The 24,409-nt window shown below is 45.8% G+C and carries 19 protein-coding genes; 12 read left to right on the top strand and 7 right to left on the bottom strand.

Annotated elements, in window-relative coordinates; all coding sequences use genetic code 11:
* Positions 1 to 4: 4 nt before the first annotated feature.
* Positions 5 to 1,663, bottom strand: a complete 1,659-nt coding sequence (locus AACT42_RS24080) for an ATPase RavA domain-containing protein (protein ID WP_094133667.1) — start codon at positions 1,661 to 1,663, stop codon at positions 5 to 7.
* Between the two features lie 277 nt (positions 1,664 to 1,940).
* Here AACT42_RS24080 and AACT42_RS24075 point away from each other — a divergent pair, with 277 nt between their 5' ends.
* The 3 genes from AACT42_RS24075 (at position 1,941) to AACT42_RS24065 (ending at position 4,404) form a co-directional block, all read left to right on the top strand.
* Positions 1,941 to 2,456: an NUDIX hydrolase gene (locus tag AACT42_RS24075; RefSeq protein ID WP_017048791.1), complete on the top strand. Its 516-nt coding sequence runs from the start codon at positions 1,941 to 1,943 to the stop codon at positions 2,454 to 2,456.
* A gap of 109 nt (positions 2,457 to 2,565) precedes the next feature.
* Positions 2,566 to 3,570 carry a low-specificity L-threonine aldolase gene (gene ltaE / locus AACT42_RS24070; protein WP_017043160.1) on the top strand — a complete coding sequence of 335 codons (1,005 nt, stop codon included), beginning with the start codon at positions 2,566 to 2,568 and terminating at the stop codon, positions 3,568 to 3,570.
* Between the two features lie 123 nt (positions 3,571 to 3,693).
* Positions 3,694 to 4,404 carry a TetR/AcrR family transcriptional regulator gene (locus AACT42_RS24065; protein WP_094133666.1) on the top strand — a complete coding sequence of 237 codons (711 nt, stop codon included), beginning with the start codon at positions 3,694 to 3,696 and terminating at the stop codon, positions 4,402 to 4,404.
* Between the two features lie 10 nt (positions 4,405 to 4,414).
* Here AACT42_RS24065 and AACT42_RS24060 read toward each other — a convergent pair whose 3' ends face one another.
* Positions 4,415 to 5,680, bottom strand: a complete 1,266-nt coding sequence (locus AACT42_RS24060; protein WP_094125726.1) for a DEAD/DEAH box helicase — start codon at positions 5,678 to 5,680, stop codon at positions 4,415 to 4,417.
* A gap of 607 nt (positions 5,681 to 6,287) precedes the next feature.
* Between AACT42_RS24060 and AACT42_RS24055 the strand changes: the two genes are divergently transcribed.
* Both AACT42_RS24055 and AACT42_RS24050 read left to right on the top strand, forming a co-directional pair.
* Positions 6,288 to 7,505, top strand: a complete 1,218-nt coding sequence (locus AACT42_RS24055) for an aromatic amino acid transport family protein (RefSeq protein WP_017047351.1) — start codon at positions 6,288 to 6,290, stop codon at positions 7,503 to 7,505.
* 187 nt (positions 7,506 to 7,692) lie between these two features.
* The gene (locus AACT42_RS24050) at positions 7,693 to 9,120 is read left to right on the top strand and encodes a methyl-accepting chemotaxis protein (protein ID WP_094133742.1); all 1,428 of its coding nucleotides are present in this window, start codon (positions 7,693 to 7,695) and stop codon (positions 9,118 to 9,120) included.
* A gap of 95 nt (positions 9,121 to 9,215) precedes the next feature.
* On the opposite strand, the gene galE is transcribed toward AACT42_RS24050, so the two are convergent.
* A complete protein-coding gene (gene galE / locus AACT42_RS24045) occupies positions 9,216 to 10,232 on the bottom strand; it encodes a UDP-glucose 4-epimerase GalE (RefSeq protein WP_029189705.1) in 1,017 nt (338 codons plus the stop codon).
* A 208-nt stretch (positions 10,233 to 10,440) separates the two neighbouring features.
* Here galE and AACT42_RS24040 point away from each other — a divergent pair, with 208 nt between their 5' ends.
* From AACT42_RS24040 to AACT42_RS24030, 3 genes are read left to right on the top strand one after another with little or no spacing between them, the layout of a single operon-like run.
* A complete protein-coding gene (locus tag AACT42_RS24040; RefSeq protein ID WP_094123368.1) occupies positions 10,441 to 11,184 on the top strand; it encodes a 5-oxoprolinase subunit PxpA in 744 nt (247 codons plus the stop codon).
* Between the two features lie 53 nt (positions 11,185 to 11,237).
* Entirely contained in the window at positions 11,238 to 11,957 is a 720-nt protein-coding gene (locus tag AACT42_RS24035; protein ID WP_094133739.1) for a 5-oxoprolinase subunit B family protein, read from the top strand.
* A complete protein-coding gene (locus tag AACT42_RS24030) occupies positions 11,954 to 12,883 on the top strand; it encodes a 5-oxoprolinase subunit C family protein (protein WP_176429106.1) in 930 nt (309 codons plus the stop codon). The genes AACT42_RS24035 and AACT42_RS24030 overlap by 4 nt, the downstream gene beginning before the upstream one ends.
* Positions 12,884 to 12,927: 44 nt before the next feature.
* Here the strand turns inward: AACT42_RS24030 and AACT42_RS24025 are convergent, their stop codons facing one another.
* From AACT42_RS24025 to AACT42_RS24015, 3 genes are all read right to left on the bottom strand, one after another.
* The gene (locus AACT42_RS24025) at positions 12,928 to 14,409 is read right to left on the bottom strand and encodes an FAD-dependent oxidoreductase (RefSeq protein WP_094133741.1); all 1,482 of its coding nucleotides are present in this window, start codon (positions 14,407 to 14,409) and stop codon (positions 12,928 to 12,930) included.
* Between the two features lie 275 nt (positions 14,410 to 14,684).
* Positions 14,685 to 17,126: an ABC transporter permease gene (locus AACT42_RS24020; RefSeq protein ID WP_094168056.1), complete on the bottom strand. Its 2,442-nt coding sequence runs from the start codon at positions 17,124 to 17,126 to the stop codon at positions 14,685 to 14,687.
* On the bottom strand, positions 17,126 to 17,800 hold the full coding sequence (locus tag AACT42_RS24015; RefSeq protein WP_013867953.1) for an ABC transporter ATP-binding protein: 675 nt from the start codon (positions 17,798 to 17,800) through the stop codon (positions 17,126 to 17,128). Before AACT42_RS24015 ends, AACT42_RS24020 begins: the two co-directional genes overlap by 1 nt.
* Between AACT42_RS24015 and tesA the strand changes: the two genes are divergently transcribed.
* The 4 genes from tesA (at position 17,799) to AACT42_RS23995 (ending at position 23,536) form a co-directional block, all read left to right on the top strand.
* Positions 17,799 to 18,401, top strand: a complete 603-nt coding sequence (gene tesA, locus AACT42_RS24010) for a multifunctional acyl-CoA thioesterase I/protease I/lysophospholipase L1 (RefSeq protein WP_064626273.1) — start codon at positions 17,799 to 17,801, stop codon at positions 18,399 to 18,401. The two genes, AACT42_RS24015 and tesA, sit on opposite strands and share 2 nt — an antisense overlap.
* Before the next feature lie 81 nt (positions 18,402 to 18,482).
* Positions 18,483 to 19,682: an enoyl-ACP reductase FabV gene (gene fabV, locus AACT42_RS24005; protein ID WP_094132541.1), complete on the top strand. Its 1,200-nt coding sequence runs from the start codon at positions 18,483 to 18,485 to the stop codon at positions 19,680 to 19,682.
* 200 nt (positions 19,683 to 19,882) lie between these two features.
* The gene (locus tag AACT42_RS24000) at positions 19,883 to 21,793 is read left to right on the top strand and encodes a bifunctional diguanylate cyclase/phosphodiesterase (RefSeq protein ID WP_094132538.1); all 1,911 of its coding nucleotides are present in this window, start codon (positions 19,883 to 19,885) and stop codon (positions 21,791 to 21,793) included.
* 87 nt (positions 21,794 to 21,880) lie between these two features.
* Positions 21,881 to 23,536: an ABC-ATPase domain-containing protein gene (locus AACT42_RS23995; protein ID WP_026028209.1), complete on the top strand. Its 1,656-nt coding sequence runs from the start codon at positions 21,881 to 21,883 to the stop codon at positions 23,534 to 23,536.
* A 166-nt stretch (positions 23,537 to 23,702) separates the two neighbouring features.
* Here the strand turns inward: AACT42_RS23995 and AACT42_RS23990 are convergent, their stop codons facing one another.
* On the bottom strand, positions 23,703 to 24,365 hold the full coding sequence (locus AACT42_RS23990) for a DNA-J related domain-containing protein (RefSeq protein WP_094132536.1): 663 nt from the start codon (positions 24,363 to 24,365) through the stop codon (positions 23,703 to 23,705).
* Positions 24,366 to 24,409: the final 44 nt, after the last annotated feature.

The following is a 24,409-nucleotide window of genomic DNA, read 5'->3' as shown; positions in this document are numbered from 1 at the left end:
CTCCTTACGCAAAAAACTGGTTTAGGTTTTTAAAACGAAGCACCGTTTTTTCGCATTCGGTATGAGTCGATTCAAGTAATTGCTGCAGATGCTGCAGCGTCGCTTCCATAGCGGTGGGCAGCTCCGGATCAATGAAGTTATGCGGCAAAGCGCCGTGAAACTTAGAACGTACTTTACGCAAATGGTGTTCGGCATGTTGCAACTGTGCAACGGCTTGATCCGCTTTCGTAAGCCACTCTTGATAAAGACTTTCGTCTAAACCTTGCTCAGTCACCAAACTCACCAACACCGAGCGATTAGCAATATCTTTCAGAACGAGGTTATTACCAGCATCTAAATCAAACCTTAAACGGCACAAATTGGTATTTTGATTCACATAACCATACACATCGCCATGCCCCTCTTTGATCGTTCTTTCAAGCTCGCTTTTAGGCACATAAACCCAGCGGCTATCGCCTTTTTCGGCCTCAGAGACGGACATATTGCTTTGCAGCAATACCAATTTGACCAAGTCATGAGTGGTGCCTACCTGATAGGTTTTTGCCGATTTGGTATCAAACTGATGCACTTGCTTTTTAATCAAACCGGATGATGTTTCCAACGAGAGCAACATGCCAAATTCAGACTCTAGCTCTTCTTGAATCTCAGCCAGCTCTTCACGACACACTACGATTTGATGTTCAACTTCTTGTTGGTCAAAAGCATGTTTCAACGCAAAGTCGCGTATAACGCGGCGCACAATATCGCGAGAATCGGGGCTATTCCAAAGACAATCTTGCAGCAACAGTAAATCAAGCGGGTTGATTGAGTCGCGGCCATTAAAAAACGCACTCGCTTTGAGCAGCTTCACCGCTTTTTTCCAACGGCGGTCTGAAACGTACATATCAATACTTGCCGCAGCGGGCTGGTTTTCAACGGCATGCTCTAGCATGTTTTTCAGCTCAAATAACTTTTCAAACACGTCATCTGTCAACAGTAAATCGTCAAGTTGTCGCTGCCATGAGTGGTACTCTTCATCGGTAATCGCAAGCCCTTCAGGGATGCGCGCTTCTTGTGGCGTACCGACGGTCAGCATCGATTTGAAATTCTGCTTATTTTGAATACGGTTGACAAACACACGCACTAACATGCGATCGTACAAGGCGTCTAAACCACTCTCTTCATCCGGTAATTCGTTCGATGCCGAAACCAGAAGACGCATTGGTACACGTTCAATATCGCTCCCATTTTTGAAGGTCTTTTCATTCACTACCGTTAATAAGGTATTCAAAATGGCGGGGCCTGCTTTCCAAATTTCATCAAGAAAAACCACTTGTGCGGTAGGAAGATAGCCTTTGGTTAGGCGAACATAGCGCCCATTATCTTTTAATTCTTGAATGCTTAATGGACCAAATACCTCTTCTGGTGTTGAGAAACGCGTCATGAGGTATTCAAAATAACTGCTGTTATCGAAGGCTTGGATCAGACGTTTCGCAATCAAACTTTTTGCAATGCCAGGAGGGCCGAGTAGGAAAACACTTTCCCCCGCTAAAGCAGCCAGTAGACAAAGTTTGATGGTGTCTTCACGCTCATAAACACCATCCGATAAAGCCTTAGCAAGCTTATTTATGCGCTCTGAAAGTAGCGCTTTTTGCGCATGAGATGCAGGAGTAAAATTGATCACTTAAGCGCTCCAAATGGTTTGTATACATAACTTTATACGACTGTTATTGTTTTGTTACAAATAGATTTTAGTATAAGCGCCCACTTATAGCAGATCTCTTTTCTGTGAAATTCTTCGAAATCAATGTTTGCATATATGAGACTGACATCACTGATTGTGCAAGCAATATTGATACTTAGGTTATCGTTTTACTTTGTCTTAGCCACAGATTCTCGGTAAGGTTGAACCCTTATCACCATATCAGTCATTGGCTAGCCACAATTAAAGAAGAGTTTGCATGAGCAAAACCATACATACATGGAAAACCATTTCATTAGTGCAAGAGGATGTCACCCTTCCTACGGGCAAAAGCATTGAGCACACCACCATCGTCCATCCGGGCGCGGCCGTGATTTTGCCGATCACAGAACAAGGCGATATTATTCTGATTAATCAGTTTCGCCCCTCACTCAAAAAGTGGTTGTTAGAGCTCCCAGCAGGCACTTTAGAAAAGGGGGAGCTTCCAGCCGAATGCGCGCACCGTGAGCTTGAAGAAGAAACAGGGTACAGTGCAAGTGAGCTGATCACTTTAGGGCAAGTCACACCATTAGCTGGATTTTGTGACGAAATACAGCACCTGTTTGTCGCTAAACAGTTGAGCAAAACTGCACGATTATCATGCGACGATGATGAAGTCATTGAGGTGGTGACGCTTTCGATCCAGGAATTGGAGCAAAAAATCATCACTGGGCAAATCACAGATTCAAAAACCATTGCCTGCTTAAGTAAGGCGAAGCTGTGTGGCTATCTATAAAATACTTAGCTATCGATAAAGTGCTTAGTTATCAATAAAGTACAAGCACAGATAAGAATTTAAGTGAAAATGCTTCTAGCAAAAATAGAAAAACGCATGAGGAGATTATATGGATTTTCGATCAGATACCGTTACTAAACCCACCGCCGCGATGCGTGAAGCAATGGCTAATGCCGACGTGGGTGATGATGTGTATGGCGATGACCCAACCGTCAACGCCTTAGAAGAGTGGGCCGCGCAGCGACACGGTTTTGAAGCGGCGCTATTTACCACGTCAGGCACACAAGCCAACCTGCTGGGTTTAATGTCACATTGTGAGCGTGGTGATGAGTACCTGTGTGGCCAACAAGCGCACAACTACAAATATGAAGCGGGTGGCGCCGCGGTTCTTGGCTCTATTCAGCCGCAGCCAATCGAAAATAACCCTGATGGCACGTTAGACTTCGATAAACTGCGCGCGGCCATTAAACCTGATGATGCCCACTTTGCTCGCACGCGACTACTTAGCCTTGAAAACACCATCAATGGCAAAGTTCTACCACTCGCCTATTTAGCGCAAGCGCGAGCGTTTGTTGATCAACACCATTTGGCACTGCATTTAGATGGCGCGCGCGTATACAACGCCGCTGTAGCGCTGGATGTGGATGTTAAAGAGATTGCGCAATACTTTGACTCAATGACGGTCTGTTTATCTAAAGGGCTTTCAGCTCCTATCGGCTCGCTGCTGTTGGGTTCAAAAACCTACATTGCCAAGGCTCGACGTTTAAGAAAAATGCTCGGTGGCGGCATGCGTCAAGCCGGCATTTTGGCCGCAGCAGGCCATCTTGCATTGACTGAACAAGTCACTCAGCTGAAGACTGATCACGACAATGCCCAATATTTAGCGCGCAAATTAGCGGACTTAAACGGGTTTTCCGTCAATCCAGATTTAGTGCAAACTAACATCGTATTTGCCAAATTAGCTGATTCTATCGATATCCATACAATTACCAATCAGTTGGCGCAAGATGGAATAAAAGTTTCGCCAGGCAATCCGGTACGTTTTGTGACCCATAAAGACGTCTCACGCGATGATATTGATTTTCTAATCAGCAAACTCTCCCTTTATCTCTGATCCAATTAACATTGTGCAGTCATAACCTTATCATCGGTTATGACTGCCAACGCGTTTTTTCCGTGAAACTGCCTCTCAAATCTGGTACAACTGCGCTCGTTAAAAAATGAGACGAGTTAAAAAATGACCAAAAAACAAGGCCGCCGAAGTGCCACTGATGCCCAAAAAACCAAAAGAGACATTCTAGTGGTCGCTGCGGATCTGTTTTGCGAGCTAGGTTATGCACGAGTGTCATTACGAACGATCAGCGAAAAAGCTGGGGTTTCGCACAGTTTGCTGCGTCATCATTTCGGTAGTAAAGAGCAAATATGGCGCAGTATCAGCGATGGTCTCCATCTTTATATGGAGAATTATTTACGTCATATATTGAAAGAGATCCCAGCCAACACCCCCGCCAACGTGCAGTTGTATTTGTTCATTGTACGGCTGCTCGCGCATATGCTGACCGTCAAACAGCCGATTCAACTGATCGCCGATGCGGTAAGACAAGAAGATGCTCTGTTTGATTATTTTATCGACAGTGCAGGTGAAATTGAGCAGCTCGTCGAACAACTTGCCGAGCAATACAACCGTGAATTTTCAGCCACACCAATAAAGGTGTGGGAGATAAAATGGCAGATGATCATGTACGCGCACGGCGCGGCAAGTCTCACACCATTTTTAAAAGAAACATGGTCAGATGAAACTCAAGATGTGAACCAATGCTTACTAAAACATTGGCAACTCTTTAATGACTTGATGATCGCCAAGTTCCATATCGACGAAGCTCAGACGCTCTGTCCGAACTCCATCAATGAGTTGCTGTATGATATTGAATGTGACTGGGCCAGATAAAGCGGGCGCTTTATCGCTTACCTCTACCTGCATGGATGTTTAGTTTTGCTTTCATCTTTCTTTTTTCCGCTGAACGGCTAGGTTTACGACTGCTACGCTCAGTCGGTAAGGCTTCCAACAAACTCGGCTCAAACCCTTTTAACCACTCTTGTGGCAGGCGTTGATTGAGTAAGGCCTCTATCGCTTCAAGCAGATACTCTTCATCTCGGCTCATCAAAGAGACCGCGAAACCCGTTAGCCCGGCCCGGCCTGTGCGACCAATACGGTGCACGTAATCTTCCGCTTTATAGGGCATGTCGTAGTTAACCACTTGCTCAAGTTGCTGAATGTCAATTCCACGAGCCGCAACATCAGTAGCGATCAACGCTCTAACTTTACCTGATTTAAAATCATCCAATGCTTTTTGGCGCGCCCCTTGGCTTTTATCGCCATTGATCGAGGCCGCTTTGATGCCGTCCAATTTCAGTTCTTTGGCTAGCTCATCGCTACCTTGTTTAGTTTTGGTAAATACCAAGACTTGCTGCCAATTACGTGAACCAATTAGATAAGCTAATAACTCGCTTTTACGTTTTTTATCCACTGGATAAACGATCTGTTTTACAGTATCAGCGGTCGCGTTGGCCGGTGAAATTTGCACGCCGACAGGGTCGCGCATCATTTTGTGTGCTAATGCTTTGATTTTGTCATCAAAGGTGGCCGAGAAAAACAGCGTTTGGCGTTCATCATTCATGCGTTTCAAAATACGTTGGATATCAGGCAAAAACCCCATATCGAGCATGCGATCGGCTTCATCCAGCACCAACACTTCGGTTTGCGTCAGGATAATGTTGCGCACAAAAAGATGGTCAATTAACCGCCCCGGCGTCGCAATTAAAATATCCGCACCGCCACGTAAATTACGTGTTTGCACTTGCATGCTGGTTCCACCGTACGCGGTGACGATCTTCAATGTAGTGCTTTGTGCATAAGCACTTAAGCTATCAAAAACTTGTTGAGCCAGCTCACGAGTCGGAACCAAAACAAGCGCGCGCACAACTTTACTATTGGTTTCTCGCTCGGCTTGGTTATCAAGAAAACGTTGCAAAATAGGTAAACCGAAAGCTGCCGTTTTGCCGGTACCCGTTTGCGCCCCAGCCATGACATCTTTACCAGCCAAAACATGCGGGATAGCTTGAGATTGAACATCCGTCGGTTGTTCAAAACCTAAAGATTGCAGAGCGCTAACTAATGTGGTTGAAAGTCCTAAACGTTGGAATGGGTGCACAGTATCAGACATTGCAGCTTACCTATTGGAAATCAGGGCGCGGATTGTAACAAAGCGCAAGGTAATCGCCTATTCAAAATCAGCGGAAATCAACAGTGTTAGGGAATTGATACATGAGGGGGGAATGTAAGGAGCATAGCCAGCATAGGCTGCTGGCTGGTACTATTCTGCGCTCTGTTCAGAGCATTCATGAGATACAGAGTCATAATCGGATAAATCAAATCCGATCTCCATGGCGTCGAGCCACTCTAAGCACTCATCGTTTTTATATTGGTCACTCATTAATCGACCTCCTTTGATATTGACTGAGACGGGATTATCACGTCGCAAGATCCTTTTTAAATGATTTATATGACAGTTTTTTGAAAGCGAATAGTCAAATTAATCATCACCACAATATCTATCACAGCGAAACGATTTCGACCACTCTTATTTAGCCGCCACCTTGCCATGTAAACAAAAAAATACACTCATGGATTTTTATTTTTACATGGCTGTTGAAAATGAATCCGAAGTTCTACAATATAGCCCAAAATGAGTGGATTAATGGTCAACACCCCGTTGTATTCATATATATCACTCCCTGAAACACAACATAACGTATAAAGAACTTTACACCATGACTCAATCAAAGATTTTCGGCAGTACTTTGATCATCGCAGGGACCACTATCGGTGCAGGCATGCTAGCTCTACCGCTCGCTTCTGCAGGTATCGGCTTTGGCACATCATTACTGATTATGATCGCCCTCTGGGCATTAATGGCTTTCACTGCATTGTTAATGGTTGAAATCCATCAATATGCAGACAAAGACGCCACCTTACATACATTGGCTAAACAGATCTTAGGGCAAAAAGGAAAATGGGTAGCGAGCTTTGCTATGCTATTTTTGTTCTATTCGCTTTGTGCAGCTTACATTGCTGGTGGCGGCGCACAATTCACTCATCGCCTGACAGAGTTTGCTGGCATTGAGATCAGCAATCCGTTGGGCACCTTGCTTTTTACTTTACTGGTTGCACTTGTGGTGACGATCGGCACCAGCACGGTTGATAAAGTGAACCGCCTGCTGTTTGCCGGTAAAATGGTCGCGATGATTATAGTGCTCTCATTTCTTGCACCTAATGTTTCTCAGTCATACTTGCTTAGTATGCCACTTGAGCAAGGCTTAATCGTTGCTGCAATTCCCGTCATTTTCACCTCATTCGGTTTCCATGGCAGTATTCCGGCGATTGTGAATTACTTAGATGGCGACACCCCTTCGCTGCGCAAAGCCATCTTAATTGGTTCTGCTATCCCGTTGATTATTTACATTTTTTGGCAGATCGTCACGTTAGGTGTCGTTAGCCAACCTCAGCTGGTTGAGAATTCCGGCCTGAGTGCGCTAATTGTGACATTAGGGCAAACCGTTCATCAATCCAATTTAAGCAGCATTATTGGCGTGTTTGCCGACCTTGCACTTTTGACGTCATTCTTAGGCGTAAGCTTGGGCTTGTTTGAATTCATGGGCGATACGATTAAGAAAAAGAACATTCCATTGCACCGTATGGCTGCCTCCGTCATCACCTATCTGCCACCATTAGTCTTTGCGCTATTTTACCCTCAAGGCTTTATTATGGCGCTCGGTTACGCGGCTATTGCGTTGACTATTTTGGCCATATTCTTACCGATTGTGATGGTGATTAAAGTGCGTTCAAACCAAGTATTCCAACCGCAGGGTGGAACACAATATCAAGTCAGAGGCGGCAAACTGGCTCTGACCATGACAGCAACCATTGGTTTGATGATCGTCACTTCGCAAATCTTTATTAGCCTTGGTGTACTACCCGCTCTGGGTTAATCAATTAAAGTTAAAAGTGGGGGAGAGTAATATTACTCTCCCCACTTTTTTAACCTAAAATAAGATCAAAGTCTCAATCTTGATATTTAAGTCAACATTCATTTCATAAAATTCTGCACGAACACACACATTTAGCCTTAGTATATTTATAAAATTTACTATTACTTTTTTGCATATCGGAGCAGCAATGAAAGAAGTTCAGTTCAGGACGATTGACCGCGTGTTCATTAAAATGTCAATTAATGACAAGATGTGGGTGATCTTCGCTTTATTCCTCACCGCTTTAAGCTTTGTCGCAGGAAATCGCTATGTTGATTCACTGGCCCAGATAGAAGCGCAATCGAAGTTAGCTGTTGAGTACAAACTGCAAGGTCTGCTTGCCAGCGGCGCAGATCCACAAACCCTTTCAGCGGTTGAAACTCGCCATTCTTTAGCCGCAACTAGTTATCAAAAAGGGGTGATTACCGCCACAGCAAAACACAGCGATGGCAAAGTTTACGCGCTGACAGAGAATCTCTCTTATCTTGAAAAAGACGCTCAGCGATCGGCACTCTCGACTTTTCTGTTGAGCTATTTGTGGGCAATCCCTTTTGCTATTTTCCTCTATTGGGTCGCTACTTTTATTGGCGGTGCATTGTGGGTGCTATACACAACAACCTTGAAAATTTCAAAAGGTGATTTAACTTCACGATTAGGTTTTCATCCCGGTCGAGATGAGTTTGGTACCATCGGCTGCGCGCTCGATAACGCCATGGACACCTTGACCGAACTGGTAGTTTCAGTAAAACAAAACGCCACCACTCTCGGTGAGACATCCAGCTCTTTTACCCATGAGATGAAAGAGAGCGAGCAACAAATCAGTAGCCAATACGCTTCATTGGATTCCGTCGCCACGGCCATGGAAGAGATGACGGCCTCGGCGCAAGAAGTCTCCACAATTTCCCAACAAGCCAATCAGCAAGCCGATCAAGATTCAAAACAAGCGGAAGAGAGCTCACAACTAGTTCAGCAAGCGATTAATGAAATTTCCCAGTTGTCAAAGTTCATTGAACAAGCCTCTCATTCGGTGTCTACATTGAATGAAAATACAGCGCAGATTAATGATGTGATCACCACCATCAATGCCATTTCGCAACAGACAAACTTACTGGCACTGAACGCTGCAATAGAAGCGGCACGTGCTGGTGAACAAGGGCGCGGTTTTGCCGTGGTAGCTGATGAAGTTCGCACCTTAGCTAGCCGCACGCAAGCGGCTACTGTTGAAATTCAATCCATGATTGAGAAGCTGCAAACCGAAAGTCAAGATATCGCACGCATTACTGAGCAAACGGTTAGTCAAGCTCAAACCAGTAGTGATTTAGTCGCTAACATCGGCAATAACGTCAATCAAATTGCTGAATCAGCAAAAATGATCAATGACATGAGTATTCAAATTTCAACTTCAGCCGAGGAGCAAAGCGCCGTTGCTAATGATATTGCTGCTGAGCTGAGTGATATTCGTACACAATCCAATGCGATTCGCAGTGTTGCGCAAACCTCATCGCAAGGTGTCGCTAGCCTTGCAAACGCTTCGCGCAACCTTGGTGAAATTTTAAGCCGTTATCGGACCAACTGATCATTGGATTGCTTGAGTAACCAAGTCAGATCAAAATAGCCAGTCATTTGACTGGCTATTTATTTCATTCATCGCAGAGAAGTTGAAGCAAGAGCTTAAGACTCAGGATAACCTTGTGGATTATTTGACTGCCAACGCCACGTATCTTGTGTCATCGCTTCTAGGCTGCGAGTCGCTTTCCAACCTAGATCCGCCATCGCTTTGCTTGGATCTGCCCAACACTCCGCAATATCACCAGCGCGGCGTTCGACCAATTGGTACGGCACGCTTTTACCTGACGCTTGTTCAAACGCTTTCACCATCTCTAGTACACTGTAGCCATTTCCTGTGCCTAGGTTATAAATGTGCAAGCCTGCTTGTTGGCCTACTTTTTCCAGCGCAGCAATATGACCATCGGCTAGGTCCATTACGTGAATATAATCGCGAACACCTGTGCCGTCTTTAGTTGGGTAATCACTGCCAAAAACAGAGAGAAATGCTCTTCGACCCACAGCCACTTGCGAGACAAAAGGCATTAGGTTGTTCGGAATACCTTGTGGATCTTCACCTAACTCGCCTGATGGATGTGAACCTACAGGGTTAAAATAGCGCAGCAGTGTAATGCTCCAATCTGGGTTGGCTTTATGGAAATCGGCCAAGCACTCTTCAACCATTAACTTACTACGGCCATAAGGGTTGGTCGCGCTGGTTGGGAAATCTTCGGTAATAGGCACTGAGGCTGGGTCACCGTATACGGTTGCAGATGAACTAAAAACAAGTGCCTTCACGCCAGCTTCACGCATGGCCGCCACCAGTACCAATGTGCCATTCACATTGTTATCGTAATATTCCAATGGTTTTTCTACTGACTCACCGACTGCTTTTAAGCCTGCGAAATGGATCACCGCTTGAATATTTTGCGCTTTCATCACTTCAACCAGTTGTGCTTGGTTGCGTACATCACCATGGACGAACAGCGGCTTCACACCGGACACTTTTTCGATGCGCTCTAAAACCGATGCTTTACTATTGTATAAGTTGTCAAAAATTACGGGTGTCATACCGGCGTGGATCATTTGAATGCAGGTATGGCTACCGATATACCCCATCCCGCCTGTCACTAATACTTTCATTGTTTTTACCTTCTGACATTGGTTGTGCAAGTTTAACGACTTTCAACCTAAACTTCACTTATAAATCAATCTGCTTTAATGTTTGTCTATCAGGCCAATTCGCTCTCTTTCGGCCCATATTTATCGCCAAACAATGAATCGGATCACTGTATATTGCCTTTGATTACGGCAAGTTACTCAACATGGACACTCAAGGATGATGCAACCCGTGACAAAAAGAACAATCACTCTCAATTGTGACATGGGCGAGAGCTTCGGTGCATGGCAAATGGGCGCTGATGAGTTGGTGATGCCTTGGATTGACATGGCCAATATTGCGTGTGGCTTTCATGCCTCTGACCCACACGTGATGAGCCGAACGATTGAGCTGGCGATTCAATTTGATGTAATGATTGGCGCTCACCCGGGTTACCCCGATTTGCAAGGTTTTGGTCGCCGTTCAATGAGTTTTAGCGAAGAAGAGATATGCGAGTTACTGATTTACCAGATTGGCGCACTCAAGGCATTATGTGAGAGCAAAAATGCCGAGATAAGCTACGTTAAACCTCATGGGGCTTTATATAACGATATGATGCGTGACAAATCTGTCTTTCGCGCAGTGGTCGATGCAGTTTCTTGCTTTAATGTGCCCTTGATGATCTTAGCTTCAGGCAATAACCAAGATTACCTTGATATCGCCGATATTTATGACGTGCCATTGCTGTTTGAAGCCTTTGCCGACCGGACTTATCTCGCTAATGGTATGCTAACTCCAAGAGGCCAAGCCAATGCAGTGCTGACTAATGAAGAGGCGATCATCAATCAAATTAAACAACTGGTTGATTACGGAAAAGTGACCAGTTCGGATGGCTTTGTGATCCCTATCGAAGCCGATACGATTTGCGTGCATGGCGATAACCCGACGGCGATTGAACTGATAGAGAAAATCCGAATTTGTCTACGAGAGCGTTGAACCATTACACGTGTATCTCCTAGCGGCTACAACGTCATCACAAGGAGTGTTAAGTGACATTGGACTACAGCATTGAACCCGTTGCGGAATGCAGCCTCTTATTGCGTTTTGCTCACCCGCCATCGGCCGATCTCTCACTCGATATCGGACAAATTGCGCAGCAGATCATGGTGCAGTTTTCTGCTTACCTGATGAATGTCACCCCTTCTTACACTACCATTTTGATCGATTACCTTCCTTATCGTATAAGTCAAAGGGAGCTAGAGCAGCAATTGATCACAGCGATCGCGGCCTTATCTTTAACTGTGGAAGCCACCCACAATTTGGTTGAGCTTGGCGCTTACTACGATGAAAGTGTCGGCCCAGATTTGAAGCGCTACCATGCGCTTGGTTTATCCACGCAACAAGTTATCGCGCTGCACACTCAAACGGTCTACACCGTTTGTGCCGTCGGTTTTGCACCAGGCTTTGCCTTTATGGCTGAAGTAGATGAACAATTACGCTTACCGCGCCATGCCACCCCACGCCTTAGTGTGGCCAAAGGCAGCGTCGCGATTGCAGAACAGCAAACGGCCGTCTATCCGAACAACTCTCCCGGAGGATGGAATATCATCGCCAATTGCCCCCATGCGCTCTTCTCTCCTCATCAAACACCAATGACGCCTTTTTCGATTGGAACTAAAGTGAAGTTTACAGCGATGACTCGCGAGGAATTTTTATCATTAGGAGGTGAAATACCTCAATTAGCCGCGCAGTGGGAGCACCATTCATGAGCCCCCTACTACAGGTGATAAAACCCGGTCAACTGAGCTTAATTCAAGATTTTGGACGCTTTGGTCTCAGTCATATCGGTGTTACTCAATCAGGACCAGTCGATGATTACGCCTACAGTTGGGCCAACCATTTACTGGGTAACCGAGTCAATTTAGCAACGCTTGAAATCACGCTTGGTCAGGCGGAATTTCATGTTGAACATCCATGTATGCTGGCAATTGCAGGTGGTGATTTATCGGCCACGTTAGATGGAAAACTGATTGGTAATTGGCAAAGCTTTAGCGCGCAAGCCGGGCAAACACTGAAATTTGGCCTAGCCAAAAATGGCTTAAGAGCTTATTTGGCCGTGCGCGGAGGGTTCATTGTGCCTCACCATTTAGGTAGTGTTGCCACCGTACCCAAAGAACAGCTTGGTGGGTTAACGCAAAACGGCGTACCACTGCAAGCGGGCGATTCACTGCACTTTAATCCCCACGCTATCGATAACAAACCCGTACACATCACTTTTCGTTATAAGCCTGATTATAATCTGCCACTTAAATTACGCGTCATTGAAGGCTACCAAGCCCTGAAATTTTCATCGCAGCAACTCGATCGCTTTTATCAAACCCGCTTCACCGTCAGTCAGCATGCCGATCGCATGGGCTATCGTCTTAATGGCGATACGGTTACCCCACCCGCGACACCTATTTTATCGGAAGGAATTGCTTTGGGGGCGATTCAAATCCCGCCAGATGGCCAACCGATCATTTTACTCAACGATCGCCAAACCATCGGCGGTTACCCTAAATTAGGGTGTGTGGCTCGCATTGATCTGCCCCGTTTGGCGCAAGCAAAACCGGGGCAAAAAATACGTTTTGTCAAAGGTGATATACAAGGCCTGCAAGAGGTTTGGTGCCAATGGGCGCGTTATTTCGGCTACTAACGACTATCACCTTGCTCCTTTAGAAAACCGCAAGGCGTCACCCATCAAACCATACCGACAATTTTTGCCAATCCTTCAGGATAAGCACGCGCCTTGGCTAAGGCGATGGCTTTCTCTTCCACCTGTTCAAGAGCCAAACTCATGCTGATTGGGTGACGAGCTTCTATCGATTGTAGCAAGTCTTCATCGTTCACTAACTGCCAATGCTGAACAATTTTAGTTGCCGCTTCCAACGCGGATGAACCTTTGACCACTTCGATTCGCGCATAATTATGAGCTTCAAACGTAACATCAGCGGCTCGTAATGTGGCATCTTGGCCGGGAATTTGCTGCGCACCAAACAGTGGCTTACCAGCTACTTGTGCTTGAATATACTGTGGGATGAACTGACTCATGTGGTGTATGGCTCGTTCACTGCGCTCTTGCAGTGCGTCCTGTTGCCAACCGTTCTTAATTTTGCGTTCGAGATAATCAGGCAATACGGGCTGTGATGATCCAGCTTGCGAGGCCACTAACCCATCTTTAAATAACGTGATTCCCTCGGTCATACCATGCAACTGAAATAGACCATCAGCATACGGTGTTAGCTGAGCCATTCCTTGTGGGGTGCCTCTTGGCCCGTGAAAAATCACTTCTGGCCATTGCTGGTCGCATTCTGCCCAACGGGTAACGTAAGCCGCTTTAAATTCCACCAAGCGTTGACGCGGAGCCTTAGCCAAATCATCGACTATTCCCGTTTCATAACCACATGCATTGACTAAATAATCGGCATGAATAACGTGTTCATGCTTTTGAGCATCCAGATAAACGAGCTGCCATTGCTCATCAATAAAATCAGATTTGATTAATTGAGCGTGCGTTAAAACTTGGCAATGAGGCATCGCCGCTAACGCAAGCTCAGCACTGGCCGCCAGCCGAAAAACACTCCAACCGTATTCTTGCACCGCAATGACTGGGTACTTCAACTGATTTAAATCTGCATGTTGAGCAAAAGGGATCACCCAATCATCGAATGATGTCGGTTGATCACTCTGTTGCTGAGTTGCTAATACCTGCAGTGCTTCACGGCTGTAGAGTTTGAAATACTCTTGGGGTTGACCAAGCTGCTGATTACGTGGGTCTTCATCAACCAATTGTTGATAGCTGCGCTGAATAAGCTCTAGCCTTGGCAATAAGGCTTGCGGCTCACCGCCATCACTATGCGGAACAGCAATCACAGTCGGTCGCTTATTCAGCGTGTGGGGATAGAGCCTGACGGTTTCAATCGACTGCTTAAGTAACTCAAGACACTGCTGCTGCGAAATTTCGCGATAGAGGTTACCGCCCGCGTGCAGATGGCAAATCGGCGGCCCATTGACGAGACCGGCGCTTTTCTCCAAAAGCAGCACATTGAGCCCCAGTTCTCCCATATGAACGGCGGCAGTGGCACCAGCCACACCCCCACCAATAATTGCGACACATGGAGAATCTGTATTGAACTTTTTATATGACATAAGATACGAGTACTCTGGAAAACCCGGATGCATTCTAAAGCTTGTAAAGCGTTATTAAAATCACATTTTTCACGTGGTCTTATCTGTTTTACGACTAACAAGCAATACGCATAATCGACAAATAACTTAAAAAATTGCTTGACTCAATAAAGCCAAAACGACGTTTTTTCAACCTTGTGAATAACAAAACTGCGCAACCCAAGGTAACTACGGGGCTAAGCGCAAATAGGCCGTTATCAAGCCGTCGAGTTATCCCAAACTTTATCCACTGTTTTTGTGGATAACTCCGTCTGGGATTATGGATACCGCTAGTTAAAGTCTTTATTTATAGGGGTTAACAGCCGCTTAATTAAACTACTCACGACCAGCGATAATGTGCAAAACGTCGCCAAGGGTAGCACCAACCACATGCTGTAATGCGCCATAGGTTCTAGTTCAAAACCGAACTTCATGACGCTGGCCACCACCGCGTCAGAGCCAAGGCTTGCGACAACTCCGGCAATGAGCGCCATCAAACCGTATTCTGCCCAAATAGTTTGCTCGACGCGGCGCTTGCTGGCCCCTAAAGTGCGGTATAAGCGAATTTCTTGTTGCCTCTGGCTTAAACTTAAACGCAACAGAGTAAAAATCAGCAAAATACCAGCAATCACACCCATTGCAGCCAGCACTGTCACTGACCAGATAATTTGCGTCAGCAAAGTTTGAATCTTATCGCCCATTGCCCGGATATCCATCAAACTGACCGTAGGATAAGTGCGAGCAAGGGTGGCAAGCAAGGCGTTATCTTGATCTTGCGCTCTGAAACTCACCAGCCACGTGGCAGGGATCTCCTGCAATAGGTCTGGGGTAAAAATGAAATAGAAGTTAGGCTTCATTTCTCGCCACTCGACTTGGCGAATGGAATTTACTTTCGCTTCCACGGTTTGGCTATTGATCACAAACCCCAAACTATCACCCAGTTTCAGCCCCAAATCACGAGCAACGTCGGATTCAACCGAAACGCCACCTTGCTCTGTCCACGCTCCTGCCGTCAGTTGGTTGTTGCTGGGTAGCGATTCTCCCCAAGTGAAATTGAGCTCTCGCCTCAACGCATCACTCCCCTCTTCACCTTGAGCTTGTTGCTTGGCCTCTATGCCATTAATAGTCGATAAACGCCCTCGGATGATCGGATAGGCTTGCGAACGCACAATGTTGGCGCTGTCTAACGTGTTAAGGTAATCGTTAACTTCATTTGGTGAAATGTTGAGTGCAAATGCGTTATGAGCATCGCTGGGTAAGGTTCGCTGCCAATCAGAGAGTAAATCGGTACGCACTAACCAGATGATCGCCAATAACATTAACGATAGTCCTAACGCGCCGAACTGGACTCCGGTCGTGATTGCCGAACGATTGATTCGGCTGAGCGCTAATTTAAGCGCGGTAGAGAGCGGAAGACGTCCTAAACTACGAGCCACCAAAACACTGACCACAGCAAGCACTGCAAAAAGCGTCACTATCCCAGCCAACACAATCCACACTAAGAGGTTATTCCAATAAACCCACAGCATCGGCACTAACGGAATCAAGATGAGCAACCCATTACGGCGATGATTCGGTTTCGCTCGCTCTGTTTGCATGACATTGAGCGCACTGGTATCTAGCAAATGCAGTAAAGGAATGCCGAGTGCAGGAAAAGCGATCAATACACTCACCATCAGCGCAATAAAAGCGGGTTTAGCGCCATAACTCGGTAAAGGCGTAGGCAATAAATCCACCAGCGGCACGCGTAATAAAGACTCTAGGCCAATGCCGATCAATACCCCAAGCACCGCAGCAGAAATAAACAAAATCACCACTTGTACGAACAACCATTGGCGGATCCAACGTTTGCTCGCCCCAAGGCTTTTTAACATGGCGATGGTTTTTTGCCGCGTAGAAACATAGTGCTGACAAGTCAGGACTAATGTGGTTGCCGCCATGATGATCACAATCGCTACGGTTAACGACAAATATTGCTCTGTCCGCTCAAAAACCTCATTCGTTCGGCTGGCGCTATTTCGGTCGCGCCAACGATCGCTAGGCGTTAAAGTAACGGGCTGTTTTACTGCTTCAATCTGTCCATCATCACCATTAATGAACACGCTAAATTGCACTCGGCTCCCCAATTGAAGTGCACCAGTACGAGCCACATCGTCTTGGTGGATCAACACCGCGGGCATCTGTTGAAATGGATTAAAGCTGAGTCCCGGCTCCTCAAGGATGCGTCCCGATACCGTAAAGTCAGCATCGCCCAGCGTGACCTGATCGCCAATTTGAACGTCTAATTGCGCAAACACTCGTTCATCTAACCACAGTTGATTCGGCACAAGGTGCTGAAATGTCGTCACATCATCAGAAAGACGCATTTCACCGCGTAGCGGATAAGCACTATCCACTGCTTTGACAGTGACTAACTGCATACCGCGCTCACTGAATGCCATTGTCGCGTAACGCGTAAGTTGTGAAGACGGCAGTTGCAAGCGCTCGATCTGATCGAGCAATGACGCTGGGGGTGGGTTTGCGGAAACAAACACACTATCGGCAGTGAGTGCGTCTTTACCTTGTTTAACAATCACTTGCTCCATACGCTCAGCTAAGGCAGTCAGCGCAAAAATACAAGCAATGATCAAGGTTAGCGCCACTGAAATAGGCCACAACTGTCCGTGGCGGATTTCACCTAAGCTCCAGCGAATTAATCGTTTATTGAGTGAACGGCTCGACATCTCGCTCATTACCGCTCCTCCAACATACCAGCTTGCATGTGGAAAATACGATCACATTGAGCCGCAAGAGCGGGATCATGGGTAACCAGCACTAAGGTCGTTCCGTGCTGCTTATTTAATTCAAACAATAATGAAACCACTTTTGCCGCGGTTTCTTGATCAAGGTTGCCAGTAGGCTCATCGGCAAACAGCACTTTCGGATTGATCATAAAGGCTCTTGCTAGCGCGACTCGTTGCTGCTCGCCCCCTGAAAGTTGTGCAGGAGAGTGATGCATTCGATGCGATAAACCAACGGCCGTCAACAAGGATTTAGCACGATCTACATCCTCTTTTTCACCTTTTAACAAACAAGGTAGCGTCACGTTCTCTAACGCAGACAAGCTTGGGATCAGCAAAAAGCTTTGAAACACAAAGCCAACCGATTGACTGCGGATCGCCGCGCGTCCTTCATCGTCCAGTTGAGATAATGGCTGGCCCAATAGCTCTACCTCTCCGCGTGTCGGCGTATCAAGCCCAGCCAACAGCGTCATCAGGGTTGATTTCCCCGCACCAGACGTTCCGACTATCGCCACGCTTTCACCACTTTTGATCTCTAGGTTTACCTCTTTTAGGATTGTTAAATGCTCTTGATTGGTAGAGACTGTTTTAGATAATGAATGTGCTCTAATAACGGATGTTTGCATGACTCGACTTCTTTCCTTGATTTGTATTTTATTATTCTCGGCTAGCGCTAGTAGTACCACACTCTTGATATTGGGTGATAGTTTAAGCGCTGGTTACCAAATGCCGATTGAAAACGCTTGGCCTAGCTTGCTACCTAATGCGTTGCAAGCTGAAGGTAAATCAGACATTGATGTCATTAATGCCAGTATTTCTGGCGATACAACGGGCAATGGCCTAGCCCGCTTACCGTCACTACTCACCCTACATACCCCTGATGCGGTGCTTATTGAGCTTGGTGCGAACGACGGATTGCGTGGCTTTCCATCTCAATTGATCAGCAGCAATTTAACCGCCATCATTGGCCAAATAAAAAAAGCAGGCTCAACCCCTCTTTTGATGCAGATTCGCATTCCACCAAACTATGGCAAACGCTACAGCGATGCCTTTTATAGCCTCTATTCTGAGCTTAGCCTCCAACACACTGTGCCGTTACTGCCCTTTTTCTTAGAGCAAGTGATCATTAAACCCGAGTGGATGATGGCTGATGGCTTACATCCGACGGTCGACGCTCAGCCGTGGATCGCCAATTTTGTTGCGCAACATTTAGCAGAGCATCTCTGATTTTAATGCCTCAGCTCAATGAACTTTACCTAGTTTTACGATATTTTTTAGACCATTCCCCTAACCGCAAAGGTACAAACTATGCACATTGAACCTGTGATCAAAGGTGTGGTCGCTCGCTCTGCTCATCCACTCGGATGCGAACAAGCTGTGTTACAACAGATTAATTACGTAAAATCTTGCAGACCGATCACTCACGGGCCAAAACGAGTTCTCATTTTAGGCGCATCGTCAGGCTTTGGGCTCGCCGCCCGCATTGCCCTAACCTTTGGTGGTTCAGAAGCCGATACGATTGGCGTTTCCTTTGAAAAAACGCCATCAGAAAAAGGGGTTGGTAGTGCTGGTTGGTACAACAATCTCTTTTTTAAACAACAGGCCGAGCAAGCGGGTCGAGTCGCCGTCAATATCGATGGGGATGTTTTTTCATCATCAGTACGCGAGCAAGTGATTGAAGCGATAGAGACCTATTTTGAAGGGGAAGTCGATTTAGTCATTTACAGTATCGCCAGCGGCATGAGACCAAAACCCAATTCAGATCAGTATTGGCGCTCCGCCATCAAACCGATTGGTGAGGCCGTTTCTGGTGCGACGATATTACTAGAAAACGATACGTGGGTAGAAACCACCATTGCTCCTGCAAATGACGAAGAGATCGAAAGTACACTGAAAGTGATGGGTGGCGAGGATTGGGAAAACTGGATAGATACGCTGATCAACACTGAATCGATTGCACAAGGGTGTAAAACCATTGCTTTTTCATACATCGGCCCTCAGATTACTCACCCCATTTATCTTGACGGTACACTGGGACGCGCCAAAATTGATTTGCACCAAACCAGCCACTCTCTCAACCTAAAATTGTCTAACTATGGCGGCGGGGCTTACGCAACTGTTTGCAAAGCTTTAGTCACGAAGGCGAGCGTGTTCATTCCCAATTTAAGCCCTTACATTGTCGCATTGTATAAGGTGATGAAAGAAAAAGAGACGCACGAAGGATGTATCGAGCAAATGCAGCGTCTGTTTAGCGAAAAACTCTCTAACAAAGGCAAAGTACCCGTTGATGGCGAACGACTGATCCGTATGGACGACTGGGAGCTCAACCCAGATACTCAGCAAAAAGTGGCCGATTTACTGGAGAAAATGGATCAGCACAACTTTAAGCAACTAGGTGACTACAAGGGCTTTAAGCAAGAATTCATGCAGCTCAATGGCTTCGACTTTGATTGTGTTGATTATGCTCAAGAAATTAATATCGACCATTATATCAAGCAAGCCGATTAACTCCTTCCGTATCATTTACGAGACACAGCTAACTATCTCAATGCCCCAATATTTTATTGGGGCTTTTTTTTGTTACATTGGCGGCGCGTTCTTATTCTTAATACCATAATATGGTCATAGGAGCGGATCTTGTCATCGTCAGTCTAGAGCAATGAATGCTCGGCTTTTTTAAGCTTTGTCGTCCAAAGGAATTTGATAATATGTCGAAAATAAAGACACATGAGATGCTCATCCCCTCTTCAATGATGGATGGATGGCAGCGCATTGTGAATTTACTCGCTGAAATTTTAAACGTCCCGAGCGCATTAATCATGCGTGCTAGCCAGCAAAAACTCGAAATATTCTGTAAAAATACCAACGTCGACAACCCCTATCAAACCGGACATAAAGAACCCTTAGGACAAGGTCTGTACTGTGAAACTGTGATGCAAACACAGCAGGAACTATTGGTCCCGAATGCTTTAGCCGATAAAAAATGGATGCATAATCCAGATGCACCACTGGGCATGATTGCCTATTGTGGCATCCCATTAAAGTGGCCGAATGGTGATATATTTGGCACCATTTGCGTACTCGATAGCAAGGAGAACCATTTTGGCCCCACCTATCGGCAGTTACTGGAGAGTTTTCGCGATACCATTGAATCCCAGCTCACCACCTTATACCAACAAGTAAGACTTCAGCAGCTCAATGATGAGCTTCAGCTTCGCGTCGATAACCGAACACAAGATCTTGCTGATCTCAACTACTCGCTCACGCAAGAGATCGATAAACGCCGCGCCGCAGAACAACAGATTCAATATCAAAAGTGGCATGACATCAGCACAGGTTTTTTAAATCGCAACGCACTTGAACTGGAACTCAAAAATAGCCTTTTACAAGCAACAAAACAGCACACCGAAGTTGCCGCCATTCATATTGGTTTCACTAATGCTCGTCATATTCAATCTCACTTTGGCTACCGAGCATGGGATCAAGTCATCGCTCGATATCGTGAGCGACTAGGCCGCTGCGATAAAATTGAAATATTGACCGCTCGACCCACGTCGACAGATTTAGTCTTGATCGTCAAAACAAAACTATTAGCGCGTCACTTGGAAAAGTTGTGCCATAAATTGGTCGAAATCGGGCATTCTGAATTTAAGCTCGATGACCATAATGTTCATCTTCATTCCTATATTGGTATTGCAACGAGTTTAGACACTGACAATGCTATAGAACTGCTCAAACAAGCTTCTGCTGCCATGGTCTCTTGCAAAGATTCCGGTCATAAATTTTGCTATCACTCGCAAGTATTCAGTGACTCACTCCGGCAAATCAACCAATTAGAAAGCTACTTATTACGAGCAGTGCGCAACGATGAGCTCATGCTCTATTTTCAACCGAAGGTCTCTCCAACCACTCATCGCTGGACGGGGGCAGAAGCGCTACTACGTTGGCGGCACCCCGTATTGGGCGATATATCCAATGAAACCTTAATTCACATGGCCGAACAAAATGGACTGATTTTTGAAGTGGGTAACTTTGTCCTGCGATCGGCCATCGAAAAAACGAGCCAATGGGCAAAACAGGTCGATAATTTCAAAATGGCCATTAACGTTTCAGCCGTCCAATTAAAGAATGCCCAATTCGCAGACCAAGTTCGTGAGCTACTGAACACCTACCAACTTCCAGCTCGGTACTTAGAGTTGGAAGTAACAGAAAGCTGTTTGATTGCGGATGAAGTGGTGGCTCGCAACACACTGCGAATTCTACACCAACTAGGCGTGACGTTGTCACTTGATGATTTCGGCACGGGCTACGCCTCTTTCAGCTATTTGAAAAAATTTCCCTTCGATTGCATAAAAATAGATAAAAGCTTTGTACATCAATTGGATCAAAGTGAGGAAGATAAAGAAATTGTTCGCTCAATCATTCACGTTGCCAAAAAATTAAAGCTGAAAGTGATCCTCGAAGGGATTGAAAATCAAAGCCAAGAAGACTTTATCATCAGTGAAGGGTGTGAGTTTGGCCAAGGCTATTTCTATGGTAAACCGATGCCTTGTGACGAGTTTGAGGCTGGGCTACTGAACCAAAATTATGCACACCCTGTCGAGACAAAGGTTTTGTAGGATAAAGGAATCCCTTATCATGTCTTTACTCTCAGTGTGGCGGTTCCTATAATCGCCGCCTTTCCTTTCCAAACGAGCGATATCGAGATGGATTTATTAACATCAATTCTCAAAAAGCTAGAAAAACAGAACTACCGCGCCTATCAGCAGATCAAAGGTCAATACGAATTTGGTGATTTCACCTTGCATATCGATCATATCCAAGCGGACCCTTACGCTTCTGCATCTCGCTTTCGCGCTACTCGAGCATGGTCTCTGACCGGTCTGGAATGGTTAAAAGAGAAATCACCTGCTTATCAAATGGCTGCAAGAGATTTTATCGCTCGTAGTTTTGCGGAGTTTGCTAAGCAAGAGAACCATATTGCCATCGCATTGACGGGCCAAACGGTGCTTGATAGTACAGCTGTTCTCTTTACGGAGCATGGTATTGAGCTTCGTTTTCGCATCAATTTACCCGCTGAAGGTCGTGACATTCTGGCCAAGAAAGCGCTCAACATCATCACCTTCTACCTGCCAAAATTCATTCGCCGGGCCACCATTGAACGTGAACTGGATAAAGATGCCCTACTTGAGCATTGCGCTGTGATCGAAGATCAAGAAGCAATGCGTGCACAACTGGCACAGCACAATCTGGTTGCTTTTGTGGCCAATGGCAGCGTATTACCTCGCTTGGCAGGTAACTGTGATCTGCCGATGAAAGACGCCGTTACTTTCCAAGCCCCCACATCGTTAGAAGTCGAGCTTGAGACACCAAACCAAGGCAAAATTAAAGGACTCGGCATCCCCAAAGGTATAACCCTTATCGTCGGCGGTGGTTTTCACGGTAAATCGACTTTGTTAACGGCGATTGAGCGTTCAATTTACAACCATATTCCCGGCGATGGCCGTGAGCGAATTGTTACGGATCATCAAGCCATGAAAATTCGTGCTGAAGATGGCCGTTGCGTACATAATTTAAATTTGTCCAACTACATCAATCACCTACCTATGGGTAAAGAAACCTCCGATTTCAGCACTCAAGATGCGTCCGGTTCAACATCGCAAGCAGCGTGGTTACAAGAATCCATTGAATCTGGCGCTAGTACATTACTAATTGATGAAGATACTTCCGCCACCAACTTCATGATCCGTGATGAGCGTATGCAAGCGCTGGTTAGTAAAGGTGATGAGCCCATTACACCATTGGTTGATCGTATCGGGCAACTTCGCGATGATTTGGATATCTCAACACTGATCGTCATGGGGGGATCCGGTGATTACTTAGATGTCGCCGATACTGTCATCCAGATGCATGACTACCACGCCGTTGATGTGACTAACAAAGCTAAAGAAGTCATCAAACAGCACCCAACTGCTCGTCACAACGAATGTGAAACGCCACTGGCTATTTTCCCAGAACGCGCTGTGAATCGCACTGCGCTGCAAAAATTACTGGTTGATGGTAAATTCCGAGTCTCTGCCAAAGGCGTTGATTCGCTTCGCTTTGGCAAAGAATTTACGGATTTAAATGCGTTAGAACAATTGGAGTCACCTTCTGAAGTCAATGCGATTGGCTGGACTTGGTTCCAGTTTGCGCAGACTCCGGGGTGGTCTGCGCAACCAAGCAAAGAGATGATGGCTTTATTAGCAGGAACATGGCACCAAAATATGCCAAACCACGGTGACTTGGCGAAACCACGTGTCATCGATGTGATGGCGGCGTTGAACCGTATGCGCAAGTCGCAATTTAAAAACCACCAGTAAAGATTAACTCCCCAACAACAAAAGCAAAAAGAAGCGAGAGATCGCTTCTTTTTTACTTCAGTACCTTATTGCTTCAGTACATTACAGGTAGTTAGCTTAGGTATGCCTTACAGTGCCAGTTGACCTTATTCGGCGAACATCTTGTCTAGAGTTTAAGGTTTGGACTTTAACTATTTTGCCGCAAAATATTCCATGCTTCACACAACACTCTAAATGTTTCAGCATTGCCATTGTCTCTATCTGGATGCCACTTTAGTGCCAACTTGCGCCATGTTTTTCGGATTTCAATTTGCGTCGCTTCCGCTGGTAATTTAAACAGCCTCAATGCTTGAAGACGATTCATATTAAGGTTACTCGTTCCACCCATTGCTTTACGGTAACGAGTCCAAAATTCGTTCAACAAGCGGCGCACTTCTCCTTCATCAGCCTCATAATTTTTCCACTGAGTGTAATAATCACGCAATGGTTCATCTGGGTCGATTTCACAATTAACGGCACGATGCGTAGGCATTAGTACAATGTCCATTGCTGATACTTGTAACCACTTTTCAGGGTAAAGCGTCTCTTGAAGCTGATAGAGCGCGTTCATGATCAAAAAATTACGCTTAAAGAGGTCTTTTTCAGGTGCGCTATCAAGTACAGGCATGAATCCCTGTTCACTTAAATGTGTCGCTAACGTATGGACTTTCCAACCGGAAGGCTGTTTACGCAACACCTCCAACATTGGCCAAAGCAGCGGATTTTCCATGTAAGATTGAAACTGAGCGGTAAGTTCTAAGCTTTCAGACATACTTTCGGGCCTACTTTGGGACATAGTCTCGACGTTCATATTAAGGTTCTCTCTTCATTCAAATCCAATATCGCTTTTTTGTC

The organism is Vibrio sp. V15_P4S5T153, assembly GCF_963874485.1.
Lineage (GTDB): Bacteria > Pseudomonadota > Gammaproteobacteria > Enterobacterales > Vibrionaceae > Vibrio > Vibrio anguillarum.
Note: the sequence above shows the minus strand (reverse complement) of the source record. Positions and strands in the feature narration are given on the sequence as shown.